This window comes from uncultured Winogradskyella sp., assembly GCF_963975125.1.
Lineage (GTDB): Bacteria > Bacteroidota > Bacteroidia > Flavobacteriales > Flavobacteriaceae > Winogradskyella.
Genome location: NZ_CAXBGB010000008.1, coordinates 1 through 17,495 on the forward strand (window position 1 = coordinate 1; position 17,495 = coordinate 17,495).

Here is a 17,495-nt window from a genome sequence, read left to right on the forward strand (position 1 = left end):
ATAAAAAACCACTCTTTAAGAGTGGTTTTTTCTGTGGAGTCGGAGAGAATCGAACTCTCGTCCAAACAAGTAACAAAATAGCTTTCTACACGTTTATTCTTTTCTTGGTTTTTCGACTTAAAGCTGGTTAAAGACTACCCACTTTTAGCTTAGCTCCTTAATCTCGAAAAGGCATCAAAGCTCTACCTAATCTAAGTTAATTTTTACGATGCCTAATAAAGAACGCCATTAACTAAGGCTTTCTCGAGACATTTAGCACTCCTACCTAGTAGGACGAGGCTTAATCTTACTATAATTCAGATTATGCAGCTAAAGCGTAGTTATTCTCGCCGTTTAAAATTTGGTCTTGCCTTTTACGTGTTTCAATGCCATTACACGACGTGCTTACTATCTAATTAATCTCGCTGTCAAAACCAGTCGACCCCATTTTCCTGCGAAAGCAGGAATCTCATTAATTATTTGTTCTGGGCGTTACCTTTCGCTTATACCTGTTAGGTTTTTAAAACCTTACAGGATCACAAAAGGTCAGGCTTTACGCTATATCTTTTGCTAAAAAGCAAAAGGATGTCGCTGCAATCCATAACGCGAGCTGCAAACTTACAAAAAAAGTTGTGCAACCTCTTAAATCCAACTATTTTCGTGCAAAAATTATTCCAATTTAAATTTTGGTAATAATGTCAGTTGTTTTAATAATGAGATTCCCATTTTCATGGGAATGAAAATATATTATTTTCTATGAAATTTGCCATCATCAAGGAACGAAAAAATCCACCAGATAGACGTGTTGTTTTTTCACCTGAAACTTTAGCAGAAGCCAGAACTCAGTTTCCAGAGGCTGAATTTGTAGTAGAGTCTTCAGGTATTAGAGTGTTTCCAAATGAAGCTTACGCTCAATTAGGATTTGAAGTTACTGATGATGTCTCTGATGCAGATGTAATGATTGGCGTAAAAGAAGTGCCAATTGTACATTTATTGCCAAATAAAAAGTATTTCTACTTTTCGCATACCATAAAAAAGCAACCTTATAATAGAAAATTATTAGTGGCAATGTTAGAAAAGAACATTGAAATGTATGATCACGAAACTATTGTACGCGAAAATAATATGCGTTTAATTGGTTTTGGTCGCTATGCTGGTTTAGTCGGTGCTTATAATGGATTTAGAGCTTTAGGAATAAGAGATGGCTTATTTAATCTTCCAAAGGTAGAAACCCTTGCGGATTTAAATGCCGTTAAGAATGAGTTAGATAAAATCACGATTCCGAATATTAAAATATTATTATCAGGAACAGGTAAAGTAGCGCGTGGTGCAAAAGAGATTTTAGACCATTTAGGCATTAAGGAAATTAGTGATGCCTTATACTTAACATCTCAATTTACTGAACCTGCTTATTGCATGGTTGATGTTATGGAATATAGCCGACGTGTCGATGGCAAAGTAGGCGATAAATGGGAGTTTTATAAAGATCCAACGGGTTACGAAAGTAATTTTATGGCTTATGCCAAAGAAACCGACTTTTTTATAGCGGGTCATTTTTATGGTAACAATGCACCTTATTTGTTTACTAGAGAAGATGCTAAACAATCAGATTTTAGAATCAATTTAGTGGCAGATATTAGTTGCGATATTGATGGGCCTGTTGCTTCTACATTGAGAGCTTCAACCATTGCAGATCCTTTTTATGGTTACAATCCTAAAACGGAACAAGAAGTTGCTTTTGACGAAAAAGATGCAATTACAATAATGGCAGTAGATAATTTGCCTTGCGAATTACCAAAAGATGCTAGTGAAGGTTTCGGATCTACATTTTTAGAGCATGTGATTCCTGCATTTTTTAATAACGATAAAAAAGGAGTTCTAAAACGCGCCAAGATTACGGAGAATGGTAAATTGACAAAGCGTTTTAGTTATCTTCAGGATTATGTAGATGGAAAGGAATAAGAGTGGTTCACTGAGGTGACCAATATCATTTTTTTACTGGTCTTTATTAGCGACCTTATGAGTTAATACTCAGTACTAATGCTAAAAAGACCATATTATGAATTCACTAATTATTTTTTCGTTACTATTTCTATTATTCTTATTGTTAGGAATCCGAGTCGTTTTTGAATATAAACGCGCTTTAAAATTTAGGTTTGGTAAATATATTAGTACGTTGCAGCCTGGATTTAGATGGATTATTCCTATTGTAGAAACCATTCAGATAGTAGATATTCGTGTTATTACTATAAATGTAGTATCTCAGGAAGTGATGACCGAAGATAATGTGCCATGCAGTATTGATGGCGTTGTATTCTTTAAAATAGTAAATCCAGAAATGGCTGTATTAGAAGTTGAAGAATATAATTTTGCTATAAATCAGTTGGCACAAGCCGCTTTACGAGATGTTTGTGGTAAGGTAGAGTTAGATACCATTTTGTCTAAGCGCGAAGAAATGGGTAAGAACATTAAAAGTATCGTTGAGATTGAGACCAAAGAGTGGGGAATTGAGATTATTGATGTAAAAATAAAAGACATTCAATTACCAGAAAACATGAAGCGTATGATGGCCAACCAAGCAGAGGCTGAGCGCTCTAGGCGTGCGCGAATAATTTTAGCTCAAGCAGAAGAGCAAGCTGCAGATGCTTTATTAAATGCTGGTAGAAAAATAGATCAATCTCCATCGGCTATTAAATTAAGACTCTATCAAACCTTATCGAATATTGCAGCAGAAAAGAATTCTACAATTTTGTTCCCTTTTCCTGAAGAAGTGTTACCAAGATTAAAAAAAGAAGATTAGAATTGATTTGGCGTTTACCTGTAAAAAAACAAATTCCTTTAGACTGTTGTTTAAAAAGGTATTAAGATTGAGATGGTTGTTCTAAACATAAATTTTTAAACATCCAATATCCAACTACTAAAAAACTACCAAATCCCATTGTAAATAACCAAGCTTCAGAATTCTGAAATGGTGAAAGAAGGATATTAATAACATCTGAAATTAAAACTTGAGGTTCACTTATAATCTCCCAAGAATTATAACGTAAAAATCGGCCTAAATACACACCTAAACCACATAAGAATAAAACAACAGTGGTTGTTGCACCAATTGGTATGCGTATAAAATTTGAAGTAATTATTTTTTGCATGTCTATAATTGTAAGATAAAACAGAAATAGGCCGCTAAGAGCAAAGGACAACACAACGAGTACATCTAGCCATAACAACGAACCATTGCCAATTCTAAGATGAATGAGGTCTGTAACTATGTATGGTGCATTTGGTAAAAATGCTAACCAAACCAAAAACCAAATGCCTAATCTCAATTTACCCAAATTGGTTATAGAATTGAGATACATTGTTATGGTATAGGGTATTATTGCAAGGAACACATTCCAAATTAAAAACAAATAGAAAAAAGACTTATTTAGTTTCATCCTTACTATAAGAATAACCACGCTAAATGATAATGCTAAAGTAACAATGAACAACGTTTTAAATTTTGATTGTATGAGTGTTTTTAGTGCTTCCATAATCTAATGTTTTGGGTGTGTTGAAATTTGGTGATTGAGGCTTCGATTAATAGAACTGTTATAATACCTAATGTATATGCTAATAAATCTGAAAAGTGAAATGTACTTCCAAAAATGAGTTTAGCTGTAAAACTGTCTTGTAAATTAAAGTAGGTTAAAATTGGTGTGAGTTGAAGCAATTCAATGCTATAAGCAATTAATAGTACGACCAATGCTGAGATCCAAACCTTTATATTGGTGCATCCTCTGATAATTGCATATAGTAAAATTACTACGAGATAATCGCCGAGTGTATGGCGAATAAATCCTGTTTTTATAATAAACGCTATTGCTAATTCTATTAAGAATAATGTATACGCTAACACTATATATGTTTTATTGAATTGAAGTTTCATATCACAAGTTTACTAGTTTTAATACAATAAAGAAACTAACTAATGCTGTGAGTTTACAGATGTTTTTAATGTTATTTATAATTTTCATACTGTTATGTTTTAATGAAACCTCACTCACGTATTTTGCAATCACTATGAGCGAGGTACATTACACCAACTTATCCGTTGTGCCAATCTATTTTACGTGAAACAAACATTACTATCGCTAGGATTATAAATAGTCCAATACTACCAACCAATAGCGCATAATTTTCTAGCTGAATTATAATATATATAAATGCATATAATGCAGTTAACGAAAAGCCAATAAAGGCAGGAAATTTAATCGTTTTTAGTATAGACTTAGAATACAATGTTATTAGTAAAACCACAGACACACCTGCTATTAAATAAGCTTTTAAAAAGTTACTATGTTCAGATATAGATACTAGCAATGTATAGAACATTACTAAGGCTAAACCAATCATTAAATACTGAAAAGGATGGATGTTTATTTTACTCAATGTTTGAATAAGGAAGAACAGTAAAAATGTTAGACCTATTACTAGAAAACCATATTTGGCTGAGCGTTCACTTTTCTGATATTCATCTACTAATACAACGAACTTAGTGCCGAATGCAAATTGGCTGAGATTTGGAATTTTATTAAGGTAGATTTGAGAAAATGCTCTATTTATTGATAGCACTTTCCAATCTGCATTAAATCCATCTTCTGTAATGCTTCTTGTTTCGTCATTTGGTGAGTAGTTGCCAATGAACCCAGGATCTGCCCAGTTAGAAACCATAGACATTGTTGTGGTTTTACCGACTGGTATTAATTTAATTTGTTTGCTACCATCATAGGTCACTTTCATGTTATAATTAAAATTACTTTTAAAAGTATCTTCGTTTAGAAATCCAGTTTCTAGTTGATCTAACTGGTTTTTACGATTGTTTTCATTAAAGGTGGTTTCAAACGGATATGTGTTTCCGTTTATTTGAATTGCCATTTCCGTTTTTATACCTTTTAAATTGGTAGTTTTATATATCATGGTTGCTTCATTCCAAATAACATTTTCATCTTTAATGCCTTTAGATTTCAAGTCTATTGTATTAAAATCTCCATCTAAAGCCATATTTGAAGTAAAAACTGCAGATTCAAAATTCCCTAAGTGCAAAGATTTAGATTCTACTTTTGCATCTGTGTTTAAGGTTTCTGGGAAGAAGTAGGCATAATTAATATGTGTTTTAGTTTCCTTAATATATGCTTTAGTTTTTTCGTTGTAGGTTGAAGTTTCCGTGAAAGTTTTATAAGGTAGCTTTAAAACGGGTCCATAAATCATCACTTCATTTCCCCATTTGTTATTTATTTCTCCAACAACATCTTGTTGTCTATAAGCGCGTTCTTCTATTAAAATGTTTACATAGGTTAATGGAATGAGAAGTACCATAACTAAAATGCCAACTATAAGCATTCTTGCGGTAATAGATGTCTTTAGCCAGTTTCCGAATTTGTTTGGCTGAATTGGGGCGTTTTGTTTTTCTGTGTTTTTCATAGTGATGTTTTATCATTTAAAAGTACTTTGTCTTTCAAAGTAAAAATTTAAAAAAAATATCAACAAACAAAGTGTAGTCGAAGTATTAAGTTTTTCCTATTAATTTTTCAAGTGCTTCAATGTGCTTTTTAAATTCTAATTTCCCAAGCTTAGAGGCGCTGTATCTTGTATTTGGTTTTCGACCTATAAATTGTTTTTCAACTAAAATATAATCAGCTTTTTCTAGTGCTTTTGTATGGCTTGCCAAGTTTCCATCAGTGGCTCCCAATAATGCTTTCAGCATATTAAAATCTGCATACTCATTTACCATAAGAACAGACATAATGCCGAGCCTAACTCTATGGTCAAAAAGTTTATTTATGTTAGTTATTATGCTCATTAATTAACTTCCTGCTATTGGTGTACCGAAAATGCCAACTGCAAATTCAATCCAAATTAGTAAAAGTAGTGCTATGATTATTACAAATAAAATTATTCTGTTTTCTTTTTTATTTACCTTCCTCAAAACAAGTTCGAGTAATAAGCCCGTACCAGATAATAATACACCTGCTATAAAAAAATCTGATAAAGACCAATTGACATTAGCCGAAAATTGCATCGCTATTAATGGCACAGAAAGTATTAAAATAACTGCGATAAAAATGACTATTATTCTTTTGTTTAATGACATCAAAATATAGATATTTTTAGGTTATTTTAAATCATATTTAAAATGCATCCATGTACCATATAAAATATGCATTATTCCAAATCCGAGTACCCAAAACCAAAATCCATAAGCAGGCATAAATGCACAGATCAATCCAAGGATAATTTCTGTATAGCCTAAATATCTAATATCACCTAAACTATATTTTGATGCATTTATTAAAGCCAGACCATAAAAAATTAACATTAATGCAGCAGTATGTCCATAACGCTCTTGATTTAGAATAATTAGAATGTAAAGTCCACCAGTAATTAACGGAATAAGAAAATTTATTAACAATCGTTTTGAGGAACTTTCCCAAACTTTTTCACCATTTTTTTTTGCTTTTTGTGTGGTTAGAAATATGCCAGTGATAATACTTAAAATGGCAACAGCTATTAAAATTGCTGCGCATATTCTAAAAATAGTTCCATCTAATATAAGATAGCCTCTGGGTGAATTATATACCAAATAATAGGCAATTGCAGCGCCAATTAAGGCATATATACCAGCTAAAATCCCAGATAATCCACTTAACGAAATAAAACGAGACGATTTATTCATTAAACTCTTTATCTCGGTGATGTCTTTTAGATATTCTTCGTTGCTCATAACAAAAGTACTTTGAAATACAAAGTAAAATAAATTATTTGAATTGAGCAAATATATTTTGAGATATTAACTAAATTTATAATCTAACATTAAATATTGTTAAATTATGATAGGACTGCTTTATACAATAGCTAAAATAACAGGAGGATTGATACTTGGTATTACTACATTAGATAAATGGGATGGAAAAAGCAATTTTTTTAATAAAATAGCAGGTGTTTTGGTACCTTTTCAAACTGTAATAGGTGGTGCGCTTATAGTTTTAGCAATTCTTACATTTCGAGGCAATATACTTTTTAATAGCATAAGTATTTTAGGTGGTATTTTATTGTTAACTCATGTATTTGGTAAAGTGCCAGCTTTAGAAGGGAGCTTGAGACAATTGTCTGGTCACTTATTGCCTTTTAAAGCGATTATTGGTATTGCACTAATTGTTATTGGTGTTTTGGGATTATTTTAAGCTCTTTGTCTTATACTATTGTAAGGAATGCTGGTTATAAATTATCATCATTATTAAATTAACAATTTAGGGGAGTTATTAACAAGCATGACATTTGTCATGTTTTGGTTTTTAATCAATAGTAATTTTGTTTTCTTCCGTTTTAATTCTCTAAAACCAATAGCAGTATGAGTATCATAGATTTGACCACGAAAACCTATAATTATAAAGAAGTCTTAAGTACTTCATTAAAGTATTTTAATAACGACGAACTCGCAGCTACAACATGGATTAACAAATATTGTTTAAAAGACAAAAATGGTAAATATTTAGAGAAATCACCAGATGAAATGCATAAACGCATGGCTGAACAATTTGGTAGAATTGAAAAAAAATACCTTCAAACAGAAACTGTTACAGATAATTTATCAGTTTATGGAAAGAAAAGAAAGCCACTTACAACCGACAAAATATATAAGCTATTCCAAGATTTTAAATATGTGATACCGCAAGGAAGCGTTATGTTTGGTTTAGGGAATAACGAAGTTATTGCATCACTTTCTAATTGTATCGTTGTGCCATCAGTTATAGATTCTTATGGAGGTGTTTGTTATACAGATCAGCAATTAGCACAATTATTTAAAAGACGTTGTGGAGTAGGAGTTGATTTGTCGCAATTACGCCCTAAAGATTCGACAGTTTCTAATGCTGCCAGAAGTACAACCGGAGCAGTGTCCTTTATGAATCGCTTTTCAAATACAACAAGAGAGGTTGCTCAAAATGGTCGTCGTGGAGCCTTAATGTTAACAATGGATGTTAAACATCCAGATATTGAAGATTTTATCACTATAAAGCAAGATTTAACCAAAATCACAGGAGCCAATATTTCTATTAGATTATCGGATGAGTTTATGAATGCGGTTGTTAATGAAACGACTTTTACTTTACAATGGCCAATTGATAGTAGTGAGCCTAAATACACCAAAGACATTGATGCTAAAGACCTTTGGAGTAAAATAATTACTTGTGCACATAATACTGCAGAACCAGGTTTAATTTTCTGGGATAGACAACATCATTATTCAACATCGTCTGTGTATCCAGGTTTTAAAAATAGCTCAACCAATCCATGTTCAGAAATTGCAATGCAAGGTGGAGACAGTTGTCGTTTAATCGCTGTAAATCTGTTCAGTTTTGTTGAAGAACCATTTACTAAAAAAGCAAAATTTAACTTTAAGAAGTTTTACGAGGTGGTATATGAAACACAACGTTTAATGGACGATTTGGTGGATTTAGAATTAGAGGCAGTTGAAAAAATATTAGATAAGATTGAGGCAGATCCAGAGCCAGACCATATTAAATATGCCGAAAAAGAAACATGGAAATTATTAGCAGAAACAGGTCGTAAAGGACGTAGAACTGGTTTAGGTTTTACAGCTTTGGCAGATGCTGTTGCCGCATTAGGAATTAAGTTTGATACAGATGAAGCATTGTCTGCAGTTGATGATATAATGAAAACCAAAATGACTGCCGAATTCGATAGTAGTATTGACATGGCAATTACAAGAGGACAGTTTGAAGTATTCAATAGAAATATCGAAGACACGTCTGAGTTTGTACAAATGATGCAAAATGAATTTCCAGATATGTATGATCGTATGATGGAAAATGGTCGTAGAAACATCTCAATTAGTACCGTTGCTCCGACAGGTTCGTTAAGTATGTTGGCACAAGTATCATCTGGTATCGAGCCTGTATTTTTGCTGTCTTACGTTCGTAGGAGAAAAGTAAATACAAACGATGATAATACTAAAGTAGATTTTATTGATGATTTAGGTGATGCTTTTGAAGAGTTTACAGTCTATCACAAAAAATATGAAACATGGATGAATACAACTGGTAAAAAAGGTGTATCAAAAAGTCCATACGCAGGTGCTACTGCGCCTGAAATAGATTGGAAAAAGCGCATAGAGATGCAGGCTTTGGTTCAAAAATACACTACACATTCAATCAGTTCTACTATTAACTTAGCGTCTGATGTAACCGTTGATTTGGTAGGAGATATTTATGTAGATTCTTGGCAAAAAGGTTTAAAAGGTATTACGGTTTACAGAGATGGTTCTCGTAGTGGAATTTTAGTATCTACTGATGATAAAAATGAAAAAGGTACGAATAATAAATACCTGACTAAATCTTTTGTGGCAAAGCGACCTGATAAAGTTGAAGCAGAAATTGTACGTTTTCATAATGAGTCTGTAAAATGGTTAGCAGTTATTGGTTTTGTTGAAGGGAGACCTTATGAAATTTTTACCGGAAAAATGAAAGATGCCTTTAACCTGCCGCAATGGGTTGAGAAAGGATGGGTTTTAAAAAGTCGATACGAAGATGGTTTATCACGATACGATTTTCAATATATTGATAATGAAGGCTATAAAACAACTATAGAAGGCCTATCTAGATCGTTTAATAAAGAATTTTGGAACTATGCAAAACTCATTTCGGGTGTGTTACGTCATGGTATGCCAATGCCTTATGTAGTAGATTTAATTCAGAATTTAAACTTATACGACGAGCACATTAATACATGGAAAAATGGTGTTGCACGAGCATTAAAACGTTTTGTGCCAGAAGGTACAGAAGCCAAAGATAAAAAATGCCCGAGTTGTAATGATCCTGAAGGCTTAATTTTTGAAGAAGGTTGTTTAAAATGTAAGAGTTGCGGACATTCTAAATGTGGTTAAAATTACTGAGTAGGCAGAAACCTCATTAACCGAAAACATTTTTATTAATAATAAATTTAGACTTCACAGCTTTTTTGAAATCTGTGAGGTCTTTTCATTTAAATCTTTAATTTTAAAAGTATATATATGAGCTTTTCGGTATTAAATTGGTGCTTAAGAAATATCTGCAAGGATTTTAATACCTTTTAGAATTTATGCATTTAATAAAAAATTAATATTATTTTGAATCTAGCAGAAACTTACATATTAAAGCAGCCAGAACCTTATAAGTCTATCTTAATTCACTTACAGATTTTGGTAGAGCACACCTTGCCAGAAGCAGAGTTATTATATAAGTGGCGAATTCCTTGTTATTATATTGGCAAACGACCAATATGCTATCTAAATCAATCTAAAGATTATATAGACGTAGGTATATGGCATTCTGCACATTTGTCCAAAAAATGGGATGCCTATTTAAGAGTAGAAAACCGTAAAGTTGTAAAATCGTTGCGTTATAGATCTCTTCAAGATATTAATGATAAGGTTTTTATTGCAATTATGATAGAACTTAAGTCATTAAAAGACGAAGGGTTTTACAAAAGGAGTTAGTTAAAATTCTTTCTCAACAATATAATTCTCAAAAACCAAACCTTTAAAACTCTTCTTCTGTTTTTTTATAACATTATAATACTTATTATCAAAAAATGGTAATGCTGTAATACTCACATCAGATTTTATGATTTCAAAACCATTCATCATTACTTGAGATTCTATAATTCGCATTAATTTTGAAGCGATACCTAGACGTTGATAGTCTTTATGTACAAATAAGCCATCAAAATAATTACCATTTTTTAAATAAGCAAAGCCAACTACTGAGTTTTCAATTTCTGCAATAATAAAATAGAATTTGTTAATACGATCTTCCCATTTTTTAATATCATCAGCGCCTGAAGCCCAAACTTTAATTTGTTGTTCAGAGTAATCTTTAGAATTAACATGAATTATCGTATCTCTAAAAAGAGAAGTAATTTCTTGTAGATCTTCTAAAGCAGCTTGTCTTATTTCTATTTGATTTTTCATGAAGGTCCAAAAAATATAACTCTATATATTACAATAATTAAAAAGGAGAATAAGGCAACGAAGAATAGGATACCAATAATTTTTAAAGGCCATTCAGCACCAACTGTTATATAAGAATCATCGTAGGTTTTTTTTAAAACCTTTTGTCTTTCATTTTTATTAGGATATCTAAATCTTAAAATGATGTAGCCTAAAAGAGCTAGAAGAAAATCTACCAAAATTTTCCTATAAACTATTTATTGTCTTACGTATAGCCACCAAATTTGTTAATAAGCCTTCCAAATTATCTAAATGCAACATATTAGCTCCATCACTCTTTGCATTTGCAGGATCAAAATGTGTTTCAATAAATAAACCATCGATATTATTAACTACACCTGCTCTAGCAATAGTCTCAATCATATCTGGTCGTCCACCAGTAACACCAATACTTTGGTTAGGCTGTTGTAAAGAATGAGTGACGTCTAAAACCGTTGGTGCGTACTCTCGCATGGTAGGTATGCCTCTAAAATCTACAATCATGTCTTGGTAACCAAACATCGTACCTCTGTCTGTAATCCAAGCCTTATCATTACCAGCATCCATAACTTTTTGTACAGCATGTTTCATGGCTTCGGGACTCATAAATTGTCCTTTCTTAAGATTGACTACTTTTCCTGTTTTAGCAGCAGTTACAACCAAGTCGGTTTGACGAACTAAAAATGCAGGAATTTGTAAAACATCTACATATTCTGCAGCCATTGCTGCATCAGAAACTTCATGTATATCTGTTACTGTAGGTACATCAAAAGTTTCAGAAACTTTTCTAAGAATTTTTAAGGCTTTTTCATTTCCAATACCTGTGAAGCTATCAATTCTGCTGCGATTAGCTTTCTTAAAACTGCCTTTAAAGACGTAAGGAATATTTAGTTTATCAGTTATAGTAATTACTTTTTCTGCGATGCGCAAGGCCATATCTTCACCTTCAATAGCACAAGGGCCACAAAGCAAAAAGAAATTATCGGAATCAGTATGTTTTAGTTTAGGTATAGAAATCAAAGCTTAAGACTTAAATATTAGGCTGCAAAGATAGTATTAATCTTCGTTCTTTTTTTATAAAGATATTTGTTATGTAGTTAGTATTAAGTCTTGGTTCTTTGTTCTAAAAGCGAAGCGGTTTTTTGTCTATTTAAAACACCTTTTTAATACTATTTCTAACAATCCAAAGTGACATAATGAAGTTGCCAAAAACTAGCACACCTCCATAAAATAAAAATCGTTTAGAAGATTCTGACCAGTCAACAATATTGAACAAATCAGATAAATAAGCTAGGATTACATAGGATGAAAGACAAACAAAAATAATACCTAGTGAGAAATTTAACTTTCGGCTAGGTTTAATCAATTGCCATAAAAAGGGTATGCCAAATAAAAGAATTGGGTAGGCAGAAACACCACTACTTTTATTAATTACTGTAAACCAGTAGACTACTACCGATAAAAAATAGAGGTAAGGAATATACTTTGTGTACTTGCTAATTGTGAGCAACTGTCTTTAATTTATAGGTTCACATTTTTCTATTTTGTATATCAAAAGACAAGCAAAATAGGCGTAATTAGCCCAATTAGCGATTGGTTATTTTGGGTAGGCTTTTTACTATTAATCAATTCAATAACGGAAGATACAAACTCAAATTGTCTGGAGATTAAATTATAACATATAATTAACGAAGTAAAAATAATAAAATGTACCTTTGCGCGCTTAAAATCAGCATATATTATGGCTAATATTAAAAATATTGCAATTATTGCACACGTCGATCACGGCAAGACTACTTTGGTAGATAAAATCATGTATCACTGTCAGTTATTTCGTGAGAATGAAAACACTGGAGATTTAATTCTAGATAATAACGATTTAGAACGCGAACGTGGTATTACAATTACATCAAAAAACGTTTCTGTTGTATATAAAGACACTAAGATTAACGTTATTGATACACCTGGTCACGCCGATTTTGGTGGAGAAGTTGAGCGTGTTTTAAATATGGCTGATGGTGTTTTACTTTTAGTTGATGCTTTTGAAGGTCCAATGCCTCAAACACGTTTCGTTTTACAAAAAGCGATCGACCTAGGTTTGAAACCTTGTGTAGTTATCAATAAAGTAGATAAGGAAAACTGTACACCAGACGAAGTACATGAAAAAGTGTTTGATTTAATGTTTGAATTAGGTGCTGAAGAATGGCAATTAGATTTCCCTACAGTATATGGCTCTGCAAAGAATAACTGGATGAGTGATGATTGGAAAAATGAAACTGAAAATGTAGAACCATTATTAGATATGGTTATTGAGCATATTCCAGAACCTAAAATTGAAGAAGGAACAACACAGATGTTAATAACATCATTAGATTTTTCATCATTTACTGGTCGAATTGCAATTGGTCGTTTAACACGTGGAGGCTTAAAAGTGAATCAACAAATTTCTTTAGTAAAAAGAGATGGTTCAATTGTAAAAAGTAAAATTAAAGAATTACATACGTTTGAAGGTTTAGGACGAAAAAAAGTTGAAGAAGTGCAAACAGGTGATATTTGTGCGATTGTAGGTTTAGAAGGTTTTGAAATTGGTGATACTGTTGCTGATATAGAAAATCCTGAAGGACTTAAAACAATTGCCATCGATGAGCCAACGATGAGCATGTTATTTACAATTAACGATTCGCCTTTCTTCGGTAAGGATGGAAAGTATGTTACGTCTCGTCATATTAAAGATAGATTAACTAAAGAGTTAGAAAAGAATTTAGCACTTAGGGTTGAAGAAACTGATAGTGCTGATAAATTTATGGTTTTTGGTCGTGGTGTATTACACCTATCGGTTTTAATTGAAACGATGCGTCGCGAAGGTTATGAACTTCAGATTGGTCAGCCACAAGTAATCATTAAAGAAATTGATGGTGTAAAATGTGAGCCTTTTGAAGAAATGACAATTGATTTACCAGAGCACGTTTCGGGTAAAGCAATTGAAATGGTAACAATGCGTAAGGGTGATATGTTAAGTATGGAAGCTAAAGGCAATCGAATGGTATGTGAATTTTTAGTACCATCTCGAGGAATCATAGGTTTAAGAAACCAGCTTTTAACAGCAACTGCAGGTGAGGCTATAATGGCACACCGTTTTAAGGAATATTTACCTATGAAAGGTGGGATTCCAGAACGTCAAAATGGATCTTTAGTATCTATGGAAAATGGACAGGCAATTCCTTATTCTATTGATAAATTACAAGATAGAGGTAAGTTTTTTGTAAATCCTGGTGAAGATATTTATGGTGGTCAGGTGATTGGAGAAAATTCTCGTGGTGATGATATGGCAGTTAACGTTACCAAAACTAAAAAGATGAGTAACGTACGTTCGTCTGGTGCTGATGATAAAGCTAAGATTGTTCCTGCAATTAAGTTTAGTTTAGAAGAAGCCTTAGAATATATACAAAAAGATGAGTATGTTGAGGTAACACCAAACCACATAAGATTACGTAAGATTTATTTAAGTGAAGTAGATCGTAAGCGTAATAAGAATATGTAAATTAGATTTTATAATTATAAATTAGAAAAGAGAAATACTGAAAAGTGTTTCTCTTTTTTGTTTCGATAGAACTAAGGTTACTTTTTTTTTTGAAAACTCAAAACAGTTATCTAATAATAACCATAAACTATAAATAATTGAATGTTTTGTTCGATTTTTTGTATGTTCATTAATTAGATAAAAAGACAATTTGTGTAGAAGGCAACTAGATATTTTAATTGGTATTATTAATAACTACTATATACTCTGCCTTAATTTCTATATTTTTATCACTTATCTACCAATTCTTGGCAATGCAGTATAGGTTAACCAAACTGTCTTATTTTATCACACTAATAAGAATTCAACAATGGATTAAAAATCTCTTTGTTTTTCTTCCCATGTTTTTTAATAAGCAGTTTGTTTCTTATGATAGTCTTTTTCAAGCTAGTATTGCGTTTATATCATTTTCATTTGTTGCGAGTGCTATTTATTGTTTTAATGATATTATTGATGTAGAGTTTGATAAAAGCCATAAAACGAAAAAAAACAGACCAATCGCAAGTGGCGTAATTTCTAAAAGAGAAGCTAAAATATGTCTTTCAGTTTGTGTTGTATTGGGCTTTTTATTGCCTTATTTTTTTAGTGAATTTGGTTTGTTGTGGGTATTAGTAAGTTATTTTATTATCAACATTTTATACACACTTATTTTTAAGCAAATTATTGTTCTTGATGTCATTTTAATAGCAACTAGCTTTGTTTTAAGACTATTAGCAGGTGGTGTTGCAACCAGTACTGAGTTATCTCATTGGATCATAATAATGGTAGTTTTATTGGCTCTTTTTCTTGCCTTTGCTAAACGCAGAGATGAATTGATTATATACTTAGAAGAAAAGGTTTTGGTACGAAAGAACATTAATAAATATTCGCTCAAATTTCTCGATACCACCTTAAAGACTCTATCGTTGTTAATAATTATTTTGTATTTAGCTTATTCGTTTTCACCGGAAATCAAGATGCAATTTAATAGCAGTTATATATGGCTAACATCTATTTTTGTAGTTTTAGGATTGTTTAGATATAATAAGTTGATAAAATTGAGACATAGTTATGTCAATCCTACAAAAATATTGCTAAAAGATTTTCCTCTGCAACTCATTGTAGCAGGTTGGATTATTAGTTTTTATATTATCATATATGTATAATATTTAATTGTGAATTTATCTCAAAAACTTTCAGAAATTTATAAAAAACACACACTAGGCATAGTTGTAGGTTTTATTATAGTTATTATGTTTTTGTTAGCACTACAAGGTTTTGATGTCGTTGACGAAGGTTGGTATATGACTTTCTACCAACATTTTTTTAATCATCCAGAAACTGTAGAATATAATTTTGCCTTTTACCTTACTGGTATAGTTGGTGGATTATGGTATGCGTTATTTCCTCAAGGCGGTATATTATCTTTTAGAATTTTAGCAATGTTATGTATTGTTATGACCTTTGTCTTTTCATATAAAATATTAATTAAATATATCTCTAAAAGTGTTGTTGTCATTGGTTTGTTAATGGTTCTCTTTGTTAATGATTTTGGTTATCTGGCATTTTATTACAATCATTTATCGAGTTTGCTTGCAGTGCTTACAATTTTGTTTTTATTGAAAGGTCTAAGTAAAAACAACTTGTCTTTTATAGTAATTGCGGGATGTTTAACAGCAATTAATGTCTTCTCTAGGCTTCCAAATATTACGCTTTTTGCATTTAGTCTAGTATTTCCAGCTCAGTTTTTGTGGAATAAAACTTTAAGTTTTAAATACTGGTTTAAACAAGCTATATATTATGTCTTTGGTGCTCTGCTTGGTTTTGTAATTATGTATTTAGTATTAGTGTCTTTAGGGCATTTAGATATTATGCATAATGCGATCATTGGAATATTAGACAAAGGAAAAAATACAGGGAGTAACCATAATTTTTCTAGACTTCTTTCCGTATATGTAAAGGATTATGTTTTAGTCATTAAGATGTTTTTAAAAATAATTGTAGCATTTGTGATTTTAATTTCAACTCGAAAGCTACTATTTAGATATAGATTTTCAAAATTCATTTGGTACATTTTAGGTATAGTACTTTTTGTATTAGTTTTTAGGGTTTATACCATTTATTCATTGTATGCATTCAGTCTTTTTGGATGTATGAGTTTACTATTAATGAAAAAAGTGAAACTAAATTATAAAGTATTAAGTCTATTAGCTCTAATAATGATGCTGTTTTTGCCATTAGGAAGTGATGGTGGAATTCACAATGTAGGTTATGTAAGTGTATGGGTTGCATTACCATTATTTCTTTATGTATTAGAAATAAATTTTAACTGGGAAGTTAAGAATTTGTCCTTTAATAAATTAGGGTTAACTAAAGTGTTACCAGTTATGATTACTAGCTTTTTTCTACTTAAAGCATATAAAATTTCTAATGAATCTTACTTTGATTTGGGCAATCGATTTCATAAAACATATCCTATAAATAATGATCTTGCTAAAGGTGTTTTTACCACTAAGAAAAGAGCACAAATATTCAATGAGTTATTACCAGTACTTAAACAATATGTGAATAAAAACGACTATTTGTTAGCCTATGACAAAATTCCAATGATAAATTTTCTTACGGAAACGAAACCTTATATGTTTAATTCATGGGTTTGGGTTTATGATGGTGTTATGTTTAAAAAACAATTGGATAGGGCAGAAGAAGAAATAGGAATATTACCAATTGTAGTTCAACAAAAATTCGAAACTATAGTTGCATTTTCTGAACCTATTTTAGATTACATGTCAGAAGATAAAGAAGAAAATTATAGATATAATAAAGGACGTGTTATTGCAATGAATAATTTTTTGCAACGTAATAACTATGAAATCGTTTGGAGCAATACTCATTTCAATATTTACAAACCTAAAAGCACCAATTAATAGT

At 31.5% G+C, this 17,495-nt stretch carries 16 protein-coding genes and 1 other RNA gene; 8 read left to right on the forward strand and 9 right to left on the reverse strand.

The genetic code is table 11. The annotated features are described in order from the left end of the window. Window positions 1–31 precede the first annotated feature (31 nt). Window positions 32–425, reverse strand: a transfer-messenger RNA (tmRNA) gene (gene ssrA, locus AAC053_RS02270). A gap of 310 nt (window positions 426–735) precedes the next feature. Here ssrA and AAC053_RS02275 point away from each other — a divergent pair. Both AAC053_RS02275 and AAC053_RS02280 read left to right on the forward strand, forming a co-directional pair. Further along, complete coding sequence (locus tag AAC053_RS02275; protein WP_339752252.1) at window positions 736–1,941, forward strand: NAD(P)-dependent oxidoreductase; 1,206 nt, start codon at window positions 736–738, stop codon at window positions 1,939–1,941. Window positions 1,942–2,038: 97 nt separating this feature from the next. Continuing rightward, window positions 2,039–2,779, forward strand: coding sequence for a slipin family protein (locus AAC053_RS02280; protein WP_339752255.1), 741 nt, complete (start codon window positions 2,039–2,041; stop codon window positions 2,777–2,779). 61 nt (window positions 2,780–2,840) lie between these two features. On the opposite strand, the gene AAC053_RS02285 is transcribed toward AAC053_RS02280, so the two are convergent. The 6 genes from AAC053_RS02285 to AAC053_RS02310 all read right to left on the reverse strand — a co-directional run bounded on the left by AAC053_RS02285 (window position 2,841) and on the right by AAC053_RS02310 (window position 6,742). Then, window positions 2,841–3,512 (reverse strand): DUF1361 domain-containing protein, encoded by a 672-nt coding sequence (locus tag AAC053_RS02285; RefSeq protein ID WP_339752258.1) that lies wholly within the window; start codon window positions 3,510–3,512, stop codon window positions 2,841–2,843. Next, window positions 3,500–3,907 carry a DUF2809 domain-containing protein gene (locus tag AAC053_RS02290; RefSeq protein ID WP_339752260.1) on the reverse strand — a complete coding sequence of 136 codons (408 nt, stop codon included), beginning with the start codon at window positions 3,905–3,907 and terminating at the stop codon, window positions 3,500–3,502. Before AAC053_RS02290 ends, AAC053_RS02285 begins: the two co-directional genes overlap by 13 nt. 158 nt (window positions 3,908–4,065) lie before the next feature. Continuing rightward, window positions 4,066–5,442: a cell envelope integrity protein CreD gene (gene creD / locus AAC053_RS02295; protein ID WP_339752263.1), complete on the reverse strand. Its 1,377-nt coding sequence runs from the start codon at window positions 5,440–5,442 to the stop codon at window positions 4,066–4,068. 85 nt (window positions 5,443–5,527) lie between these two features. Further along, on the reverse strand, window positions 5,528–5,821 hold the full coding sequence (locus AAC053_RS02300; protein ID WP_339752265.1) for a transcriptional regulator: 294 nt from the start codon (window positions 5,819–5,821) through the stop codon (window positions 5,528–5,530). A 3-nt stretch (window positions 5,822–5,824) separates the two neighbouring features. Next, entirely contained in the window at window positions 5,825–6,112 is a 288-nt protein-coding gene (locus AAC053_RS02305) for a hypothetical protein (protein ID WP_339752267.1), read from the reverse strand. Window positions 6,113–6,133: 21 nt separating this feature from the next. Next, complete coding sequence (locus AAC053_RS02310) at window positions 6,134–6,742, reverse strand: hypothetical protein (RefSeq protein WP_339752269.1); 609 nt, start codon at window positions 6,740–6,742, stop codon at window positions 6,134–6,136. Between the two features lie 106 nt (window positions 6,743–6,848). On the opposite strand from AAC053_RS02310, the gene AAC053_RS02315 reads away from it, so the two are divergent. From AAC053_RS02315 to AAC053_RS02325, 3 genes are all read left to right on the forward strand, one after another. After that, window positions 6,849–7,202 carry a hypothetical protein gene (locus tag AAC053_RS02315; RefSeq protein WP_339752272.1) on the forward strand — a complete coding sequence of 118 codons (354 nt, stop codon included), beginning with the start codon at window positions 6,849–6,851 and terminating at the stop codon, window positions 7,200–7,202. A 167-nt stretch (window positions 7,203–7,369) separates the two neighbouring features. Then, window positions 7,370–9,922, forward strand: coding sequence for an adenosylcobalamin-dependent ribonucleoside-diphosphate reductase (locus AAC053_RS02320; RefSeq protein WP_339752274.1), 2,553 nt, complete (start codon window positions 7,370–7,372; stop codon window positions 9,920–9,922). A 222-nt stretch (window positions 9,923–10,144) separates the two neighbouring features. Further along, complete coding sequence (locus tag AAC053_RS02325) at window positions 10,145–10,513, forward strand: DUF1801 domain-containing protein (RefSeq protein WP_339752277.1); 369 nt, start codon at window positions 10,145–10,147, stop codon at window positions 10,511–10,513. On the opposite strand, the gene AAC053_RS02330 is transcribed toward AAC053_RS02325, so the two are convergent. Next, a complete protein-coding gene (locus AAC053_RS02330; protein ID WP_339752280.1) occupies window positions 10,514–10,987 on the reverse strand; it encodes a GNAT family N-acetyltransferase in 474 nt (157 codons plus the stop codon). 225 nt (window positions 10,988–11,212) lie between these two features. Next, window positions 11,213–12,016, reverse strand: coding sequence for a 3-deoxy-8-phosphooctulonate synthase (gene kdsA, locus AAC053_RS02335; RefSeq protein ID WP_339752371.1), 804 nt, complete (start codon window positions 12,014–12,016; stop codon window positions 11,213–11,215). A gap of 730 nt (window positions 12,017–12,746) precedes the next feature. On the opposite strand from kdsA, the gene typA reads away from it, so the two are divergent. The 3 genes from typA to AAC053_RS02350 all read left to right on the forward strand — a co-directional run bounded on the left by typA (window position 12,747) and on the right by AAC053_RS02350 (window position 17,491). Further along, the gene (gene typA, locus AAC053_RS02340; RefSeq protein WP_339752283.1) at window positions 12,747–14,546 is read left to right on the forward strand and encodes a translational GTPase TypA; all 1,800 of its coding nucleotides are present in this window, start codon (window positions 12,747–12,749) and stop codon (window positions 14,544–14,546) included. 218 nt (window positions 14,547–14,764) lie between these two features. Beyond that, window positions 14,765–15,730 carry a UbiA prenyltransferase family protein gene (locus tag AAC053_RS02345; protein ID WP_339752286.1) on the forward strand — a complete coding sequence of 322 codons (966 nt, stop codon included), beginning with the start codon at window positions 14,765–14,767 and terminating at the stop codon, window positions 15,728–15,730. Window positions 15,731–15,739: 9 nt separating this feature from the next. Continuing rightward, a complete protein-coding gene (locus tag AAC053_RS02350; RefSeq protein ID WP_339752288.1) occupies window positions 15,740–17,491 on the forward strand; it encodes a hypothetical protein in 1,752 nt (583 codons plus the stop codon). The last annotated feature ends 4 nt before the right edge of the window (window positions 17,492–17,495 follow it).